General features: G+C 68.8%; 11 protein-coding genes. 6 read left to right on the top strand and 5 right to left on the bottom strand.

What is annotated here, in order from left to right; translation table 11 throughout:
- The first annotated feature begins 20 nt into the window (after positions 1-20).
- The gene (locus PFX90_RS13110; protein ID WP_285712978.1) at positions 21-986 is read left to right on the top strand and encodes an NAD(P)/FAD-dependent oxidoreductase; all 966 of its coding nucleotides are present in this window, start codon (positions 21-23) and stop codon (positions 984-986) included.
- On the opposite strand, the gene PFX90_RS13105 is transcribed toward PFX90_RS13110, so the two are convergent.
- The 4 genes from PFX90_RS13105 to PFX90_RS13090 form a co-directional block, all read right to left on the bottom strand.
- Complete coding sequence (locus PFX90_RS13105; protein WP_285712977.1) at positions 959-1735, bottom strand: FkbM family methyltransferase; 777 nt, start codon at positions 1733-1735, stop codon at positions 959-961. The genes PFX90_RS13110 and PFX90_RS13105 overlap by 28 nt on opposite strands.
- Positions 1728-2897, bottom strand: coding sequence for a hypothetical protein (locus PFX90_RS13100; protein ID WP_285712976.1), 1170 nt, complete (start codon positions 2895-2897; stop codon positions 1728-1730). Before PFX90_RS13100 ends, PFX90_RS13105 begins: the two co-directional genes overlap by 8 nt.
- Positions 2894-3691: an NTP transferase domain-containing protein gene (locus PFX90_RS13095; RefSeq protein WP_285712975.1), complete on the bottom strand. Its 798-nt coding sequence runs from the start codon at positions 3689-3691 to the stop codon at positions 2894-2896. Before PFX90_RS13095 ends, PFX90_RS13100 begins: the two co-directional genes overlap by 4 nt.
- A gap of 93 nt (positions 3692-3784) precedes the next feature.
- Positions 3785-5296 (bottom strand): tryptophan halogenase family protein, encoded by a 1512-nt coding sequence (locus PFX90_RS13090; RefSeq protein WP_285712974.1) that lies wholly within the window; start codon positions 5294-5296, stop codon positions 3785-3787.
- A gap of 195 nt (positions 5297-5491) precedes the next feature.
- Here PFX90_RS13090 and PFX90_RS13085 point away from each other — a divergent pair, with 195 nt between their 5' ends.
- From PFX90_RS13085 to PFX90_RS13065, 5 genes are all read left to right on the top strand, one after another.
- Positions 5492-8851, top strand: a complete 3360-nt coding sequence (locus PFX90_RS13085) for a TonB-dependent receptor domain-containing protein (protein ID WP_285712973.1) — start codon at positions 5492-5494, stop codon at positions 8849-8851.
- 12 nt (positions 8852-8863) lie between these two features.
- The gene (locus PFX90_RS13080) at positions 8864-9841 is read left to right on the top strand and encodes a glycoside hydrolase family 16 protein (RefSeq protein WP_285712972.1); all 978 of its coding nucleotides are present in this window, start codon (positions 8864-8866) and stop codon (positions 9839-9841) included.
- 22 nt (positions 9842-9863) lie between these two features.
- Entirely contained in the window at positions 9864-10919 is a 1056-nt protein-coding gene (locus tag PFX90_RS13075; RefSeq protein WP_285712971.1) for a LacI family DNA-binding transcriptional regulator, read from the top strand.
- Positions 10916-12112, top strand: coding sequence for an MFS transporter (locus PFX90_RS13070; protein WP_285712969.1), 1197 nt, complete (start codon positions 10916-10918; stop codon positions 12110-12112). The genes PFX90_RS13075 and PFX90_RS13070 overlap by 4 nt, the downstream gene beginning before the upstream one ends.
- A 97-nt stretch (positions 12113-12209) precedes the next feature.
- Complete coding sequence (locus PFX90_RS13065; RefSeq protein WP_285712968.1) at positions 12210-14597, top strand: glycoside hydrolase family 3 protein; 2388 nt, start codon at positions 12210-12212, stop codon at positions 14595-14597.
- Here PFX90_RS13065 and PFX90_RS13060 read toward each other — a convergent pair.
- Positions 14594-15763, bottom strand: a complete 1170-nt coding sequence (locus tag PFX90_RS13060) for a DUF1501 domain-containing protein (RefSeq protein ID WP_285712967.1) — start codon at positions 15761-15763, stop codon at positions 14594-14596. The two genes, PFX90_RS13065 and PFX90_RS13060, sit on opposite strands and share 4 nt — an antisense overlap.
- Positions 15764-15767: the final 4 nt, after the last annotated feature.

Here is a 15767-nt window from a genome sequence, read left to right as displayed (position 1 = left end):
TTCCCGTGCGTTGGCGCGGGATGGACGGACAGGCTGACATTCTCATCATCGGCGGCGGCATGGCGGGGCTCTCGGCCGCGACCGCCTTGGCACAGACCGGCGCGCGCGTGACCGTGCTCGACAAGGGCCGCGGCCCCGGCGGACGGATGGCGGCGCGGCGGGTTGCAATCGGCGGCGAGCAAGTGAGCTTCGATCACGGCGCGCAATATTTCACCGCGCGCGATCCCGCCTTCCGTGAGGCGGTCGCAGGCTGGGAGGCAGCGGGTGTTGCGGCGCGCTGGCCCGCTGCGGGGGCGGACGCGTGGGTCGGTACGCCCGGCATGAATGCGCCGATCCGCGCCATGGCCGAAAGTCTGGACGTGCGCTGGAATATGCGCGCCGAGCGGCTCTGCCGCGACGGCGCGCGCTGGCGGGTGGAAGCGGGCGAGGCGGTGTTCCGCGCCGCCACCGTGCTGGTCGCGGTGCCCGCCGAACAGGCCGCCGTGCTGCTCGCCGATACCGCGCCCGACTTTGCCGCGCGTGCTGCCAGCGTCACCTCGGCACCGTGTTGGGCGGTGATGGCTAGCTTTGCCGGGCCACTGCCGCTTGCCGACACCCTCCGCTCCGAGAGTGGCCCCGTCAGCTGGGCTGCCCGCAATTCCGCCAAGCCGGGCCGCGCGGGGGCCGAGACATGGGTGATCCATGCGAGCCCCGCGCGCAGCCGCGAGTTGATCGACCGGCCCAAGGACGAGGTTGCAGCGCTGCTGCTGGCCGACTTCTTCGCCGCCACCGGCGCGCCCCCGGCCACGCCGGTGCACCTCGACGCGCACCGCTGGCTCTATGCCCAGCCCGAAGCCCGTCAGGGCGAGGGCCCCCTCTACGATCCCCAACTGCGGATCGGCATCGCGGGCGACTGGCTCCACAGCCCGCGTGTGGAAGGCGCGTGGCTGTCAGGCCGCGCGCTCGCGCAACAGGTGCTTCAGGAGCGGCTCGCCAGCACGTCGTAGTGGTGGCCGCGGCCGTATTTGGCAAAGCGGGTGAAGCCCGCCGCGCGCAGCAACGCCTCGATCTCTCCGGCGCTCGCCCAGCGATCATCGACCTCGTAGAAGATCGCCGAGACCCGCGCGAAGCTCGGCGTTTTGGCGAGTTCGGCGATCACCACCGCCTCCAGCCCCTCGACGTCGATCTTGACGAACATCGGCAGGTCACCGGCAAGCAGCGGATCGAGCAGCGGCGCGTCGATCGTCTCGATGGTGACGCCGCCCGAGCCCGAAGCGCCCTCGCGCCCGGCGAGGGTAGCCGTACCGGTGTGATCGGGCGCGACGTTGATCGTCACCTCGCCCGCGCTGTCGGCGATAGCGAGCAAGTGCAGCGCGGTCCGCGCCGCCCCGCCGTTGAGGGCGACATTGGCGGCAAGGCGGGCATGGGTGGTCGGCACCGGCTCGAAGGCGATGATCTTGCGGCACCTGGGGTTCTGCGCCGCGATCAGCGAATAGAGCCCTTGGTTGGCGCCGATATCGACGAAGACGAAGTCCTCCCGCTGCCCCAACAACAGGTCGGCCAGATCGCGCCCATAGGTGCCGAAGATGCAATAGCGGAAGGTGGTGTCCTGCCAGTTGGGCACCATCAGCACCCCGTAGGCCGAGCGCACCGCATCATCCCCGCGCGCCGCCATCAGCGGGGAGAGCGCGGCGGCCTTCAGCTTCCGTGCTGTCTTGACCACGCCGTAGCGCCAGAATGCTGCAAGACTAGCCACGGGTGTGTCCTTCCAGAAAATCGGTGATGGCGTCCGCCGCGCGCTCGGCCGAGGGGCGGTCGGAGAGCGAGAAGGTCGCGTCGATCAGCGCCTGCTGGCGGGGCGCATAGTCGGGATGCGATGCGACCGCAGCATCTATTGCGTCGAGCAGGTGATCGGCGCTCTCCAGCACCGGGCCGGCCTGCCAGTGGAGGTAATTGGGATCGCCCTGCCAGTCCACGCCGTGGCTGTTGAGGAACAGGCACGGGCGGGGCGCGCGCAGGAATTCATAGACCTGGCTGCTGACGTCGCCGAGGTAGATATCGGCGCGGTTGGTGTAGCTCATGTCGCTGCTCGCGCCGCTGCCGGTGTCGATGTGGATGCGGGGCTCTCGCGCGAATTCGGGGCCTGGGGGCTCGACGCGGGCGAGGCTCGGCGGGTCGACCGTCACCACCCATTTGCGCTCGAACAGCATCACGTGGGGTGCGAAGATCAGGTTGTAGCGGTCCTGCTGGCGGAAGGCGTCGAGCACCTTGGCCCCGTCCTTGAACCAGCTCGACAGCTTGGGCGAGGGGTGGGGGTTGTAGATCACGGTCGGCCGCTCTGGCGCGGGGAAGGTGCCTTCGTAGCGGTTGTGCGCGCACAGATCGAACTTGGGATAGCCGACCAGCGCGATCCGCTCCGGCGCAAGGCCCGCATCGGCGATCAACCGGTCGCGGATCTTGGGGCCCGAGACCAGCACCAGATCGAACTTCGCGCTTTCGGGGTTGAACCCGATCGCCCGATCCCCCGCGCCGTGGCGGGTGTGGATCAGTTTTATGTCACTGAGCCCGTAGCGGGTCTTCAGCAGCAGTGTCGTCTTTTCGGACACCACCACCGCATCGAAGCTGCGGAAGAAATCGAGATTGTCGCGGTAGATGAGAAGCTTGGTCGCCGGAACGAGCCGCTCGAGCATCCCCGCCAGCAGTTGCGATCCGCCGCGCTTCAGCCCAAGCTGCACCAGCTCCATGCGCGCCAGCAGCGCCGGATCGGCCTGCCGCGCGATCTCGGCGCGGACGCCCGCGCGGGCATAGGCGAGGGTGACGTGATGCTCCCCGCGCGCCGCCAGAGCCAGCGCGATGGGGAGCGAGTGCGCGAGCTGGTGGGTCTGGTCGTGGTTGAACAGGAAGCAGATGCGCTTCATCCGCGCGCTGCTCCCAAGAGGCGCTCGGCGAGCGCATGGTCTTCGGGCTTGTCGACGTCCACGCCCATGCGCCCGTCGGACAGCACCACAGGTGCGGCTGAAGCGCCCAGCTTCGCGCCCGCAGCGGCGAGGGCCTGCGTCAGCGTCATCCGGCGCAGCAGCAGCCTCACCATCAGCACTGGGCCGAAATGGGCGGCAAGGCGCAGCACGGACTTGCGGTCGGCCTCGACCTTTTCCCAGAACTTGAGCGCATTGACGCTGCCCGCGCCGGTCAGGGCAAAAAGGTTCGCTCCGGTGAAGTCCCCGCCCTTGAAGGCGAGCCAGGTGCGTTTGTTGGGGCCGACAGCGCGCTCGAGATTGCCGCGTTCGACGAAGGCCACGCTGACATCGCTCTTGCCCGCTCCCGCGACGAATTCGCCGATGGTCCGCGGCGTCAGCATCACGTTGTCGGCGGTCGTCACCAGCAGCGGCAGGCCGATCGCGGGGTCCTCCACCGCGCCCAGCACCGATCCGCTGATGGTGGGGCCCGAGGTGCGGAAGGTGATCCGCGGTTCCTCCACCGCCCAGGCCAGATCGCGGTGCGCGCGCAGTTGCAGTGTGTTCTGGGCGAGGACCACGATCCGCGCGATCTCGGGCGCATCGAGCAGCGCTTCCAGCACCCGGTTCAGCATCAGCTCGCCCACGACCGGGATCAGCGCCTTCATATCGGTGCCGAAATGCGCCGCCATCGGGTCGACCCCCGGGCGCTGCCCGGCCAGCACGAGCGCAGTCCAGCCATTGGGCGGTGCAGTCATGGCGAAAGGCAACCTCGGGCGAGCGGCGGGGAAGGGGGCGCCTGTCCCTTTCAGCCGCCGCTCCCGTTTGTCAAGAAACCCGCCGCTGCCACCTCACGCTGCCATCGGCGCGGGGCAATAGCGTGCGAGGTAGTCGCCGTGGTTCGGCATATGCTGGACGAGATAGCGGATCGATTGCTCCATCTCGTTGACCTCGGTGGCGGTCGTCGCAGGATCGAGCGCGTCGGCCATCGCGTTGTGGCTGCCCATCTGGATCCCCTGACCCATCATCACCGCCGCCCAGCTGGTCTCGGTGAAGAGCTCGTCCTCTTCGCGGAAGATCTGGCCGTTGGCCTTGAACAGCTCGACCTTCTCGGTGAGCGTGTCGGGCACGGGCATGGTGCGGACGTAGTTCCAGAAGTCGGTGTCGGTGCGCTCGGTGGCGTTGTAGTGGAGGATCAGGAAGTCGCGGATACGCGCATATTCGCGCCCTGTCAGGCGGTTGAAGGTATCCTCCTGCACCTGCGTGATCCCGTCCAGTGACAGCAGCGAGATCAGCTTGTCGATACCCGTATTGATGAGGTGGATCGAGGTCGATTCCAGAGGCTCCATGAAGCCCGCCGCAAGGCCCAAGGCCACGACATTCTTGTTCCAGAATTTCATGCGGCGCCCGGTGACGAAGCGCAGCCAGTTGGGCTCGGCCTGAGGCTTGCCGGCGATATTGCCGAGCAGGATGTCGAGCGCCTGCTGGTCCTCCATGTAAGAGGAACAATAGACATGGCCGTTGCCGTTCCGGTGCTGGAGCGGCACCTGCCACTGCCAGCCCGCGGCGTGCGCGGTGGCGCGGGTGAAGGGCGGGGGTGGGCTGCCGTCCTCGCGCAGGCAGGGCAGGGCCACCGCGCGGTTGCAGGGGAGGTAATGGCTCCAGTCGTCATAGCCGGTCTTCAGCGCCTGCTCGATCAACAGACCGCGGAAGCCCGAGCAGTCGATGAAGAGATCGCCCTGGAACGCCCGGCCATCCTCCAGCGTCACGCCGCTGACAAAGCCGCTCTCCCCATCCAGCTGGACATCGGCAACCTTGCCCTCCTGCCGCACCACGCCCCGGCTCTCGGCGAGCTTGCGCAAGAAGGCGGCATAGCGGCCCGCATCCAGGTGATAGGCGTAATTGACCGGCGGCAGATCGTCGCGCTGGAAATCCTCGGTCCGCGCGAACTTGCCGAAATAGGCGGCCATGGTCTCGAGGTTGAAGACCTGGATCGGACGCTTGTCGCCCGCGCCCTTCATGCGGTGCCACACATGGTGGAAGCTGATCCCGCCCATGGTGTAGCCATAGGCGCCGAAGGGGTGGATGTAGCTGTCGCCGAGCCTGCCCCAATTTTCGAACTGGATGCCGAGCTTGAAGGTGCCGCCGACTGCGGCGAGCATCTCGCGCTCTTCGACCCCGATCAGCTGGTTGAAGCCGACGAAGGGCGGAATCGTCGCCTCGCCCACCCCGACCGTGCCGATCGCCTCGGATTCGATCAGCGTGATTTCCACAGGCCGGCCCTTGCGGATGCGCGACAGCGCCGCCGCCGCCATCCACCCCGCGGTGCCCCCGCCGACAATGATAATCCTTTCAATCGCCACGTTTTCCTCGATCCCCTTGGGGCCCCGTGAGGCCAGCTGCGCGCTCTGCCCGAGCGTCTGCGAAGTGTTGCCAAGATGCAATATGAACGCAGGATTACAAGTCTTGAGAACGCTCTCAAGATGCGCTAGAACCTGTCCGCAGCCCGCAGCGACAGGCAAGATACTGTCGCGCGGCATGGGGAGAGACGAAACATCATGAACACCGCCAAGCTCGCGCCGCGCCGGCGCCTCCTTGCCCTCGGCACCGCCTCCGCGCTGGCGATTGCCGCGGCCAGCCCCGCGCTGGCGCAGGACGCCGCCGCGACGGAAGAGGATCCCGCCGCCACGCCCGCAGCAGAGCCCGAGGCCGAGATCATCGTCACCGGCTTCCGCGCCTCGCTCAAGGGCGCGCAGGACATCAAGCGCAACGCCGACACCTTCGTCGACGCGATCACCGCCGAAGACATCGGCGCGCTGCCCGACCGTTCGGTCGCCGAAGCGCTGCAGCGCGTGCCCGGCGTCAATATCGGCCGCTTCGAGAAGCCCTCCGACCCCGACCGTTTCTCGGTTGAAGGCACCGGCGTGATCATCCGCGGCCTCGGTTTCGTGCGCTCCGAGCTCAACGGCCGCGACATCTTCTCGGCCAATGGCGGCACGGTGCTGAGCTTCAACGAGGTCTCGCCCGAACTGCTCGGCTCGGTGCTGGTGTTCAAGAACCTCACCGCCGACATGGTCGAAGGCGGCATCGCCGGGACGGTCAACCTGCGCACCCGCAAGCCGCTCGACCGGCGCGGTTTCCACATTTCGGGCACGCTCGAAACCAATGTCGGCGACCTCGCCGAAGAGTGGTCGCCCGGCGGGTCGGTGCTGCTTTCGAATACCTGGGAGACCGATGCCGGCACGCTCGGCTTCCAGTTCGGCTATGCCCGTTCGGAGCTGGTCAGCCGCACCGATGCCTCGCAGGTGGCCGACCCCTGCTACCGTCCGGCCAACCTCACCGGCTCGTGCTTCCGCGTGCGCCCTGTGGGCAGCGGCGGGATCAACAATGGCGTCAACCCCAACTTCACGCCCGACAACTTCCCGCCGCCCGGCGCGCTGGTCGTTCCCAAGGGTGCGGGCGTGCGCACCACCGATCTCGAGCGTGACCGCGAGGCCTTCTCCTCGGTCATCCAGTACGAGAGCCCCGATCGCAGCTTCCTGATGACCTTCGAATGGCTGCGCGCCGACACGACCTTCTTCACCAAGGAGAACGCCGCGATCGCGCTGGTCAACGACGATGCGCTGTTCCCCGTGCCCGCCGCGGGCAGCACCTGGGAGTTCAACGATCAGGGCCAGTTCGTCCGCGGCGTGCTCAGCCAGCGCATCGGCGATGCCTATGCCAACCCCTTCGGCCGTGGCGGCATCCCGCTCGAGCTGCTGCGCTTCGAGCGCGAGACCCGCTCCTCGACCGAGGACTTCTCCTTCGACGTCGACTGGAACATCACCGATCGCCTGCGCGTCAACTTCGAGGCGCAGCACATCCAGTCCGAGCTCGGGCAGGATTCGATCATCGCCAACATGGCGACCTGGGCGAATATCGACCTCGACCTGTCGGGCAAGGTGCCGCAGGTGCAGTTCCTCGCGCCTCCGGGCGCGCCGGCAGATTACTTCACCTCCGGGCGCAACACCTATTACTGGTTCCTGCTCGACTCGATCGCCCGCAACGAGGGCGAGCTCGACACGCTGCGCGCCGATCTCGAATACGACATTTCGGAAGACGGCTTCTTCAAGCAGGTCAAGTTCGGCGCACGCTGGTCGGATCGCGGGCAGACCACGCGCGACACCAATTTCAGCACCTGGGGCAACCTGTCGGCACCCTGGGCGGGCCGCGCGGGCTGCGCGCCCTGGGGTCAGGGCAACGGGTGCAGCGCGACTGCTCCGGGCGTGCTCGTCTATCCCGATTTCGATCCGGGCCGACGCTTCCCCGACCAGCGCACCAACGGCTTTGTGCCCGGGCGCTTCTTCACCGGCCTTCCCGGCCAGGAATTCGCGATCGCCGGCGGTGCCTTCGTCGACGACTTCCCGAACTACGCCAACCTGCGCTCGCCGTTCGATAACGGCTTCCAGCGCGGCAACGGCCCTTCGCCGCTGCCGGGCGGCGCGTTCTTCTTCGGCGGCGACAACTTCCTGCAGGAATATCTCTCGGGCGCTTCGGCCGAGCAGGCGCGCGAGATCAACACCTTCTCGCAGACCCCGAACCCCTTCTTCGGGGTGCGCAACCGCAGCTTCTTCAACAGCGTGACCCGGCAGACCTCTGCTTGCGATCCCTTCTGTCAGAACGAGATCAGCGAGGTTTCGGAAACCACCAAGGCGGCCTACGCCCGCGTCGATTACGGCACCGATTTCGACAACGGCTGGAAGCTCACCGGTAACTTCGGCCTGCGCTATATCGAGACCGAAGTGCTGGCGGTGGGCGAGGTCGGGTTCCCCAACCCGTTCTTCTTCGACACCGGCCCGGGCGGAAATCGTGACGGGGTTGTGCAGATTTCCGAGGTGAATGCGGCCTGCGCGCAATCGGCGCAGCAGCCGCCCGAACTGCAACCGGCCTATTGCCGCCTCTCGCCGCAGCGGCTCGCCCAGTTCGCGGCAGCACATACCGGCGAAGTCCTGATCGATGATCGCTCGGTCACCTTCGACAACTGGCTGCCGAGCTTCAACGCGCTGCTCGACACCGGCAACGGCCTTCTGTTCCGCGCCGCGGTCTCCAAGGGCATTTCGCGCCCCGACCTCGCCGCGTTCCGTTCGGGCGGCGGCATGGGCGACAACACCGGCGACCTGCGGTCCGAAGGCACGCTCGAGACCGGACCGCTGTTCCAGCTGTTCACCGGCAACCGCAACCTGCGCCCGATCGAGAGCTGGAACTACGACCTTTCGGTCGAGTGGTATTTCGACCGGGTCGGTTCGGTAACGCTCAATGCCTTTGCCAAGGACATCAAGGGCATCGTCAACAACGGGGCCGACATCGTCGACTTCACCTCGCCCAGCGGCGTCACGCTCGATGTCGAGGTCAACGGGCCGGACAACCGCCAGGACGGCCTGCTCAAGGGTGTCGAGCTGAGCTACCAGCAAACCTACGACTTCCTGCCCGGCCTGCTCAGCGGTCTGGGATCGCAGCTGACCTACACCTATGTCGACGGCAGCGATTTCCAGAACACCAACCTCGCCAACAACCAGAGCGATTTCGCGGCGTTCCAACCGCTCGCTGGCATCTCCAAGCACACCGTCAATGCGGTGCTGTTCTACGAGAAGGACTGGCTCTCGGCGCGCGCCGCCTACAACTGGCGCTCGGCGTTCCTGATCACCCCGCGCGACGACATCTTCCCCTTCTCGCCGATCTGGGGCGAGGAGACCGGGCAGCTTGACGCCTCGATCTTCGTCACCGTGCGAGACGGGCTCAAGCTGGGCGTGCAGGGCGTGAACCTGCTCGACGAGGTGTTCCGCACCAGCCAGGTGATCGACTTCGACGGGACCCGGGTGCAGCGCTCGGCCTTCCGCAACGACCGCCGCTTCACCTTCCTTGCCCGCTTCGACTTCTAAGAGGGCAAGGTCATGACAATCGCAGGGCTGCTGAAGGCGGGGACGCTGACGGCGGCCCTGCTGCTTTCGGGGGCCTCCTCGCCCCCGCCCGAACAACCGCTCGCCCCGCTGGAGGGCGCGGGGTGGGAGCTGGTGTGGGCCGACGAGTTCGAGGGCACCGCGCTCGACCGGACCAAGTGGACACCCGAGCAATCCTGCTGGGGCGGCGGCAACAACGAACGCCAGTGCTACACCGACCGGCCCGAGAACATCGCGGTCGAGGGCGGGATGCTGCTCCTGAAGGCGCGGAAAGAGCGCTTCGCCGGCCCCGCGCGCCCGCCCGAAATCGCGGAAGCGGTCAATCCCACGCAGGTCCAGTCGCACACCTCGGGCAAGGTCCGCACCATCGGCCTGCACGCCTGGCGCTACGGCCGGATCGAGGCGCGCGCCAAGGTGCCGCCGGGGCAGGGCACCTGGCCCGCGATCTGGATGATGCCCAACGATCCCGCCTACGGCCCCTGGCCGCGCTCGGGCGAGATCGACATTCTTGAAGCGGTCAATATCGGCGCCAAGTGCAAGGATTGCGCGGGCGGCGTGGGCGAGAACCGCACGATCAGCGCGCTGCACTTCGGCGATTTCGCGCCGCTCAACCGCTATGTCGACCACCGCAATGCCCTGCCGACCCTCGCGCTGCCCTCGGACGATTTCCACGTTTACGCCGTCGAATGGGGGGAGGGCGTGATCCGCTTCCTCGTCGATGACCGCGTGCACCTCACGGTCACCGCCGATCAGTGGAGCACCGCCGCGCGCAATGCCAAGGGCAACCCCGCCGCGCCCTTCGATCAGCCCTTCTACATCATGGCCAATCTTGCCGTGGGCGGGCGCCTGTCGGAAGAAAACAACGCCAAGGGGGTTGCAGCGAGCAGCTTTCCCGCGCAATTCGCAATCGATTGGATAAGGGTCTACCGCTGCGCCAGCGACCCGACAACGGGGCGGGCCTGCATCAGGTAGGCGGGACGGGAATAGGCGGGCCATGGCGCGGGTGCGCAAGACAGTGACGATCAGGGACGTCGCCGAGGAGGCGGGCGTCTCGCTCCAGACGGTGAGCCGCGTGGTCAACGGCGGCCCCAACGTGCGCCCGCAATTGCGCGACAAGGTGCAGGCGGCGATCGACCGGCTCGGCTATGTTCCCAGCCTCGCGGCCCAGCGCATGAGCGGTTCGCGCTCCTACATCATCCTCGCCATCAACGACCGCGAGCGCACGCTGGCCGACTGGCGCGAGCGGATGGGCACCGACTGGGTCGACCAGATGCTGCTGGGCGGAATCCTGACCTGCTCGAAGCATGGCTACCGGATGATGGTGGAACTGGTCGACACCCATTCCGACCATGTCGAACGCGAACTGGGCGCGGCGCTTTCGGCCTTGCAGCCCGACGGCGTGATCCTGACCCCGCCGCATTCGGAGAACGCGCTGATCACCGATCTGCTCGCAGCGCGCGGCATTCCCTTCGCCCGGATCGGCTCGGATGCGCCCGGGGCGGGGATCCGACTGACGATGGGCGATGAGGGCGCGGCACATCTTGCCACCACCCGGCTTGCCGATCTTGGCCATCGCCGCATCGCGATGATCGCGGGGCCGGCGCAATACAGCCTCTCGGGCTGGCGCATCGACGGCTGGCGCCGCGCGCTCGCCGAACGCGGGCTGGCGCACGAGGGCCTGCTCGAGGTGGGCGATTTCGGCTATGACAGCGGCACCCGCGCCGCTCACGCGCTGCTTGATCGCAACCCCGATCTCACCGCGATCATCGCCTCCTCCGACCAGATGGCGCTCGCCGCGCTCGAAGTCGCGCGCGAGCGGGGGCTCGAGGTGCCGCGCGATCTGTCGCTGATCTCCTTCGACAACACCCCGATCGTGCGCTTCACCCAGCCGCCGCTCACCGCGATCGACCAGCCCATCGCCGAGACCGTCAGCCGCGCCGTCGAGCAGCTGATCGCGCGCTCTCCCGATGCCGAAGACAGCGCAGTCATCGAGGTCGCCGCCGCGCTGGTCGAGCGCGCCTCGACCGCGCCTGCCCCCGGCCACGCTTGAGCGCGGAGCCTGCGCCCCCGCCCGAGCGCCAGCCGGTCTGGTTCCTCGCCCTCTTCGCGCTCGCCGCGGCGGGCGGCGCGGTCGCCTATGTGCCGCTGCTGACCGTCCTCCTACCCCAGCGCATCGTCGATCTGCGAGGCGGCGAAGATGTCGCCGCGCTGGCGCAGGTCAGCTTCCTCGGCGCGGTGATGGCGAGCATCGCCAATATCGGCATCGGGATGCTGAGTGACCGCGCAAGGATGCGGCGGCCGTTCATCATTGCCGGACTGGTGTTGTCGAACCTGCTGCTGCTTATGGTGGGAACCGCGACGAGCGTCGCGCAGATTGTCGGGCTGGTGATGGTCTGGCAGGTCGCGCTCAACCTGATGCTGAGCCCGCTGATGGCCTGGGCGGGCGATTGCTTTCCCGACGAGCAGAAAGGCGTGCTCGGCGGGGCGCTGGCGCTGTCTCCGGCGCTGGGGGCGCTGGCGGGCTCGCTGGTGACCTGGGACGGGTTGGTGGCCCCTCCGGCGCGGCTGGCGCTGGTCGCCGTGCTGGTGAGCGCTCTGGTGCTGCCTGCGGTGCTGCTGGGCAAGGGGCGCATCCGCCCCGCGCTGGTCGCCCCGGTTCCCGCCCCTGCCGAGCCCGTGCCGGTGCGCGAGCGGGTGGTGGCACGGATGTGGGCCGCGCGGCTGCTGGTGCAGGTCGCCGAAGGGGGAATGTTCGCCTTCCTGCTCTACTGGCTGCGCTCGATTGCGCCGGGCTATCCCGAGAACGGGGCGGCGAACATCTTCAGCCTAGTGCTGGCGAGCGCGGTGCCGCTGTCGCTGCTGCTGGGGCGCTGGTCGGACCGCCATGCGCGCCCCGTCGTGCCGCTGGTCGCCGCGGCGCTGCTGTGCGCCTGTGGGATGCTGGTGATGGCGGCGGCGCAGAGCCTCGCCTTTGCGATAGCGGGCTATGTGCTGTTCGGCCTCGCCGCTGCGGTCTTCCTTGCGCTCCATTCCGGCCAGACCCTGCGCGTCCTGCCCGCCCCCCAGCACCGCGGGCGCGACCTTGGCGTGTTCAACCTCACCAACACCGTTCCGGGGATGGTGATGCCGGGTTTGACGGTGATGCTGGTCCCGCAGTTCGGCTATGGCGCGCTGTTCGTGCTGTTCGCGGGCCTTTCGCTGGGGAGCGCAGCGCTGCTGGCCGGCTCGCTGCGCCGCACCTGAACGGCGCTGCTTGACGCTTGCCAAAGCGGGCGCGCGGCGGCATAGTTTGATAACGTTCTCAAGAAAAACAAGCAGGGTTCTGGGAGGGACTGGCGAGATGGCGCTTAAGGCAGTGGGTCAGCTGGTGTGCGGAGCGGCGCTTGGGGCGCTGGTGGCGGGTTGCAGCACGCAGGAGCAGGTCCGCTCGGCCAGCGCGCCCGTCGCCGAGGCTCCGGCGGTAGCGGCGGACACCCCCGAAGCCCTGCTCGCGCGGATGAGCCTCGAGCGCAAGGTCGCCCAGATCGTCCAGCCCGACATCGGCTCGATCACCCCCGAGGACGTGCGCCAATACCGCTTCGGCACGATCCTCAACGGCGGCAATTCCGGCCCCTTCGGCAACGACAAGGCGCCCGCGGCCGACTGGCTGAAGCTCGCCGATGCCTTCTGGGAGGCCTCGACCGCCCCGCTCCCGGACGGCGAGCCCGTGATCCCCGCGATCTGGGCGACCGACGCCGTCCACGGCCATGCCAATGTTCCCGGAGCGACCGTCTTTCCGCACAACATCGCCTTGGGCGCGACGGGTGACGCCGACCTCATCCGCCGCATCGGCGCCGCGACCGCCATCGAGATCGAGGTGACCGGGCTCGACTGGACCTTCGCGCCCACCGTCGCCGTGGCGCGCGATGATCGCTGGGGCCGCACCTACGAGAGCTATTCGGAAGACCCGGCGCTGGTGACGAAGCTCGGCGCGGCGATGATCGAGGGCCTTCAGGGCCGCCCGGGCGAGCCGGGCTATCTCGGCCCCGGCAAGGTCGCGGCGACCGCCAAGCACTATTTCGGCGACGGGGGCACATCGCAGGGCGTCGACCAGGGCGACGTCAACGGCGAGCTTGCCGACCTCATGGCGATCCACGCCGCGCCTTACCCCGCCGCGATCAACGCCGGGGTGGCGAGCGTCATGGCGAGCTTCAACTCGATCAACGGCACCAAGATGCACGGCAACAAGCCGCTGCTGACCGATGAGCTGCGCGGGAAGCTCGGCTTTGGCGGAGTGGTGGTCGGCGACTGGAACGGGCACGGCCAGATCAAGGGCTGCACCAATTCCGATTGCCCGCAGGCGCTGCTCGCCGGGCTCGACGTCTACATGGTGCCCGAGGACTGGAAGGCGCTCCATGCCACCCTCGTGCGGCAGGTGAAGGACGGCACGATCCCGATGGCGCGGCTCGACGAGGCGGTGCTGCGGGTGCTGCGGATGAAACAGGCGCTGGGCATCCTCGACGGCGAGGTGAAGCCCTCGGCGCGGCCCAATGGCGGCAAGTGGGCGCTGCTCGGCTCCCCCGAGCACCGCGCGCTGGCCCGCGAGGCGGTGGCCAAGTCGCAGGTGATCCTGAAGAACGCCGGTATCCTGCCCTTGAAGGCGGGCGCGAAGATCGAAGTGGCGGGCGCGGCTGCCGACAATGTGCCCCAGCAGGCTGGCGGCTGGTCGGTGACGTGGCAGGGCGGGGGTGATCTCACCGCGAAGGACTTCCCCGGCGCAACCTCGATCTTCGCCGGGATCGCCGAGGCGGCCCGCGCGGGCGGGGGCGAGGCGCGCCTGGCGCCCAAGGGCGATGCGGCGAGCAAGCCCGATATCGCGATCGTCGTGTTCGGCGAGCCGCCCTATGCCGAGTTTGTCGGCGACCGCAAGGACCTCGCCTTCCGCGACGAGGAGGGTCTCGCCCTGCTCAAGGCCTACAAGGCGCGCGGCGTGCCGACGGTGGCGGTGTTCCTCTCAGGGAGGCCCTTGTGGGTCAACCGCGAGCTCAACGCCGCCGATGCTTTCGTGGCCGCATGGCTCCCCGGCAGCGAGGGCGCGGGTGTGGCCGACGTGCTGTTCGGCAAGGCGCAGCCGACCGGGCGCCTCTCGTTCAGCTGGCCCGCGACCTGCGACGGCGCGCCGCTCAACGGGCCCGAGGGTGCGCTGTTCCCGCGCGGCTACGGCCTCGGTTTCGCCGCCCCGCGTATCGCGCAGATCCCGCTCGACGAGACCTGCAATGCGCTGACACAGGATGCAAGCGCGGCGTGGTTTGCCAGCGGCAAGCTCGGCGCGCGGGTGCAGGCGCTGGCCGACAATGCGCTGCTCCCCGATCTGCGCGGCAGCGGCAACGGCATCGTCGCCACCGGCGTCGACCGCCGCGCGCAGGAGGACGCGCGCCGCATCGCCTTCGGCCCGGGCGCGAAGCTCTCGCTCACCGGCCCGGCGAGCGGGGCGGCCTACCGGATCACCTATCTCGTCGCCAGGCGCCCGGCGGGGCCCGTCACCGTGACTGCGGGGGGCAAGGCGCTCGACATCACGCAGGGGCTCTCGGTCGCCGAGGGCAAGGGCTGGCGCGAGATGGTGCTGAGCGCAAAGTGCCTCGGCGAGACCGGCGGCAAGCTCACGTTCGCCTCCGAGGCGCCCTTTGCCTTCCAGATCGGCGAAGTCACCCGCGACGACAGCGCCGCGAGTGCGGAGTGTTCGTTCTAGCTCCGGATGATCCCGGATAGCGGCTTCGCGCTGCGTCCCGGGAACAGCCGCGCCATCGCCCGTTCGGGGTCGAGCCGCAGGTGCTCGGCGACCGCCCCTGCCAGCACGCTTTCGAGGGCGGTGGTCGGGGCAAGGTCGCGGCCCTCGAACAGCTGGCGCTCGGCAAGGCCGGGCCAGTCGGCGATCACGCGACCGCCGCGCACGCCGCCGCCCATCAGCAGCGCCGCGCCCGCCGTTCCGTGATCGGTTCCGCCCGTGCCGTTGAGCCTCGCGGTGCGGCCGAATTCGGTCGCCACTACCACCAGCGTATCGGCCCAGGCCGCGCCCATGCCGGTCTTGTAAGCCGCCAGCAGCGCGTCGAGCCCGCGGGCCGAACGGGCAAAGGCGCCGCGTTGGTTGGCGTGGGTGTCCCATCCGCCCAGTTCGATCATCCCGATCCGCGCGCCCCCCGCATCGCGCATCAGCGAGGCGGCAAGCTCTCCGGCAGCGCTCGCATCGCGCAGGTTCCGGAGGCCATCGTCCTCGGCCATCGCCTTGGTCTCGAGCGCGCGCTGCCATAAGGCGCCCAGCTCCCCGTCGGCGGCGTAGAGCTGGCTGACCCGCGCCAGCAGATCATCGGAGGCCGCGGGCAGGGCCGAGGGGGCGTAGTTGGAGACCGGCGCATCGCCGCGCAGGGCGAGCGGTACGGCCTGCGCAATCGCCAGCGCGCGCAGCGGCGTGGGCGCGCCTTCATTGAGCAGCGCGGTCAGCCGGTTGAGCCAGCCGTCGCGGGTGGCATAGGGTGCCGTGCCGCCGGTCTCGAGCAGGTTCTGCCCGTCGAAATGCGAGCGCTCGCGATAGGCGGTGGCGGCGGCGTGGACGAACAGCGCTTCGCCCGATTGCGCCGCGGCCGCGACTCCGGCGAGCGCTGGGTGGACGGCGAAGAAGCTGCCGAGCCGGCCTGCGCCCTCGTAATCGGCAAGGCTGGCACCGCGCAGGGCCTCGAGGCCCGGATCGCCCACGGGAGCGAGCATCGCCATCCCGTCGGCCGCGCCGCGCAGCAGCACAAACAGCAAGTTGCGGTGGCCAGCGCCTTGCGCAAAGGCGAGGCGGGGGAGGGCGAGGCCGCCTGCCCCCAGCACCAGTGATCCGGCGAGCAGACTGCGACGGTCGAGAGCGGTTATCATCGGG

This window comes from Erythrobacter oryzae (assembly GCF_030271515.1).
GTDB lineage: Bacteria > Pseudomonadota > Alphaproteobacteria > Sphingomonadales > Sphingomonadaceae > Erythrobacter > Erythrobacter oryzae.
The sequence above is the reverse complement of the archived record's forward strand: the minus strand, read 5'-3'. Positions and strand labels throughout refer to the sequence as shown.

Coding starts and splice junctions, on each gene's coding strand:
- PFX90_RS13100 (WP_285712976.1), bottom strand. CDS start 2,897: ATGAAGCGCATCTGCTTCCTGTTCAACCACGACCAGACCCACCAGCTC.
- PFX90_RS13110 (WP_285712978.1), top strand. CDS start 21: ATGGACGGACAGGCTGACATTCTCATCATCGGCGGCGGCATGGCGGGG.
- PFX90_RS13060 (WP_285712967.1), bottom strand. CDS start 15,763: ATGATAACCGCTCTCGACCGTCGCAGTCTGCTCGCCGGATCACTGGTG.
- PFX90_RS13065 (WP_285712968.1), top strand. CDS start 12,210: ATGGCGCTTAAGGCAGTGGGTCAGCTGGTGTGCGGAGCGGCGCTTGGG.
- PFX90_RS13075 (WP_285712971.1), top strand. CDS start 9,864: ATGGCGCGGGTGCGCAAGACAGTGACGATCAGGGACGTCGCCGAGGAG.
- PFX90_RS13095 (WP_285712975.1), bottom strand. CDS start 3,691: ATGACTGCACCGCCCAATGGCTGGACTGCGCTCGTGCTGGCCGGGCAG.
- PFX90_RS13085 (WP_285712973.1), top strand. CDS start 5,492: ATGAACACCGCCAAGCTCGCGCCGCGCCGGCGCCTCCTTGCCCTCGGC.
- PFX90_RS13080 (WP_285712972.1), top strand. CDS start 8,864: ATGACAATCGCAGGGCTGCTGAAGGCGGGGACGCTGACGGCGGCCCTG.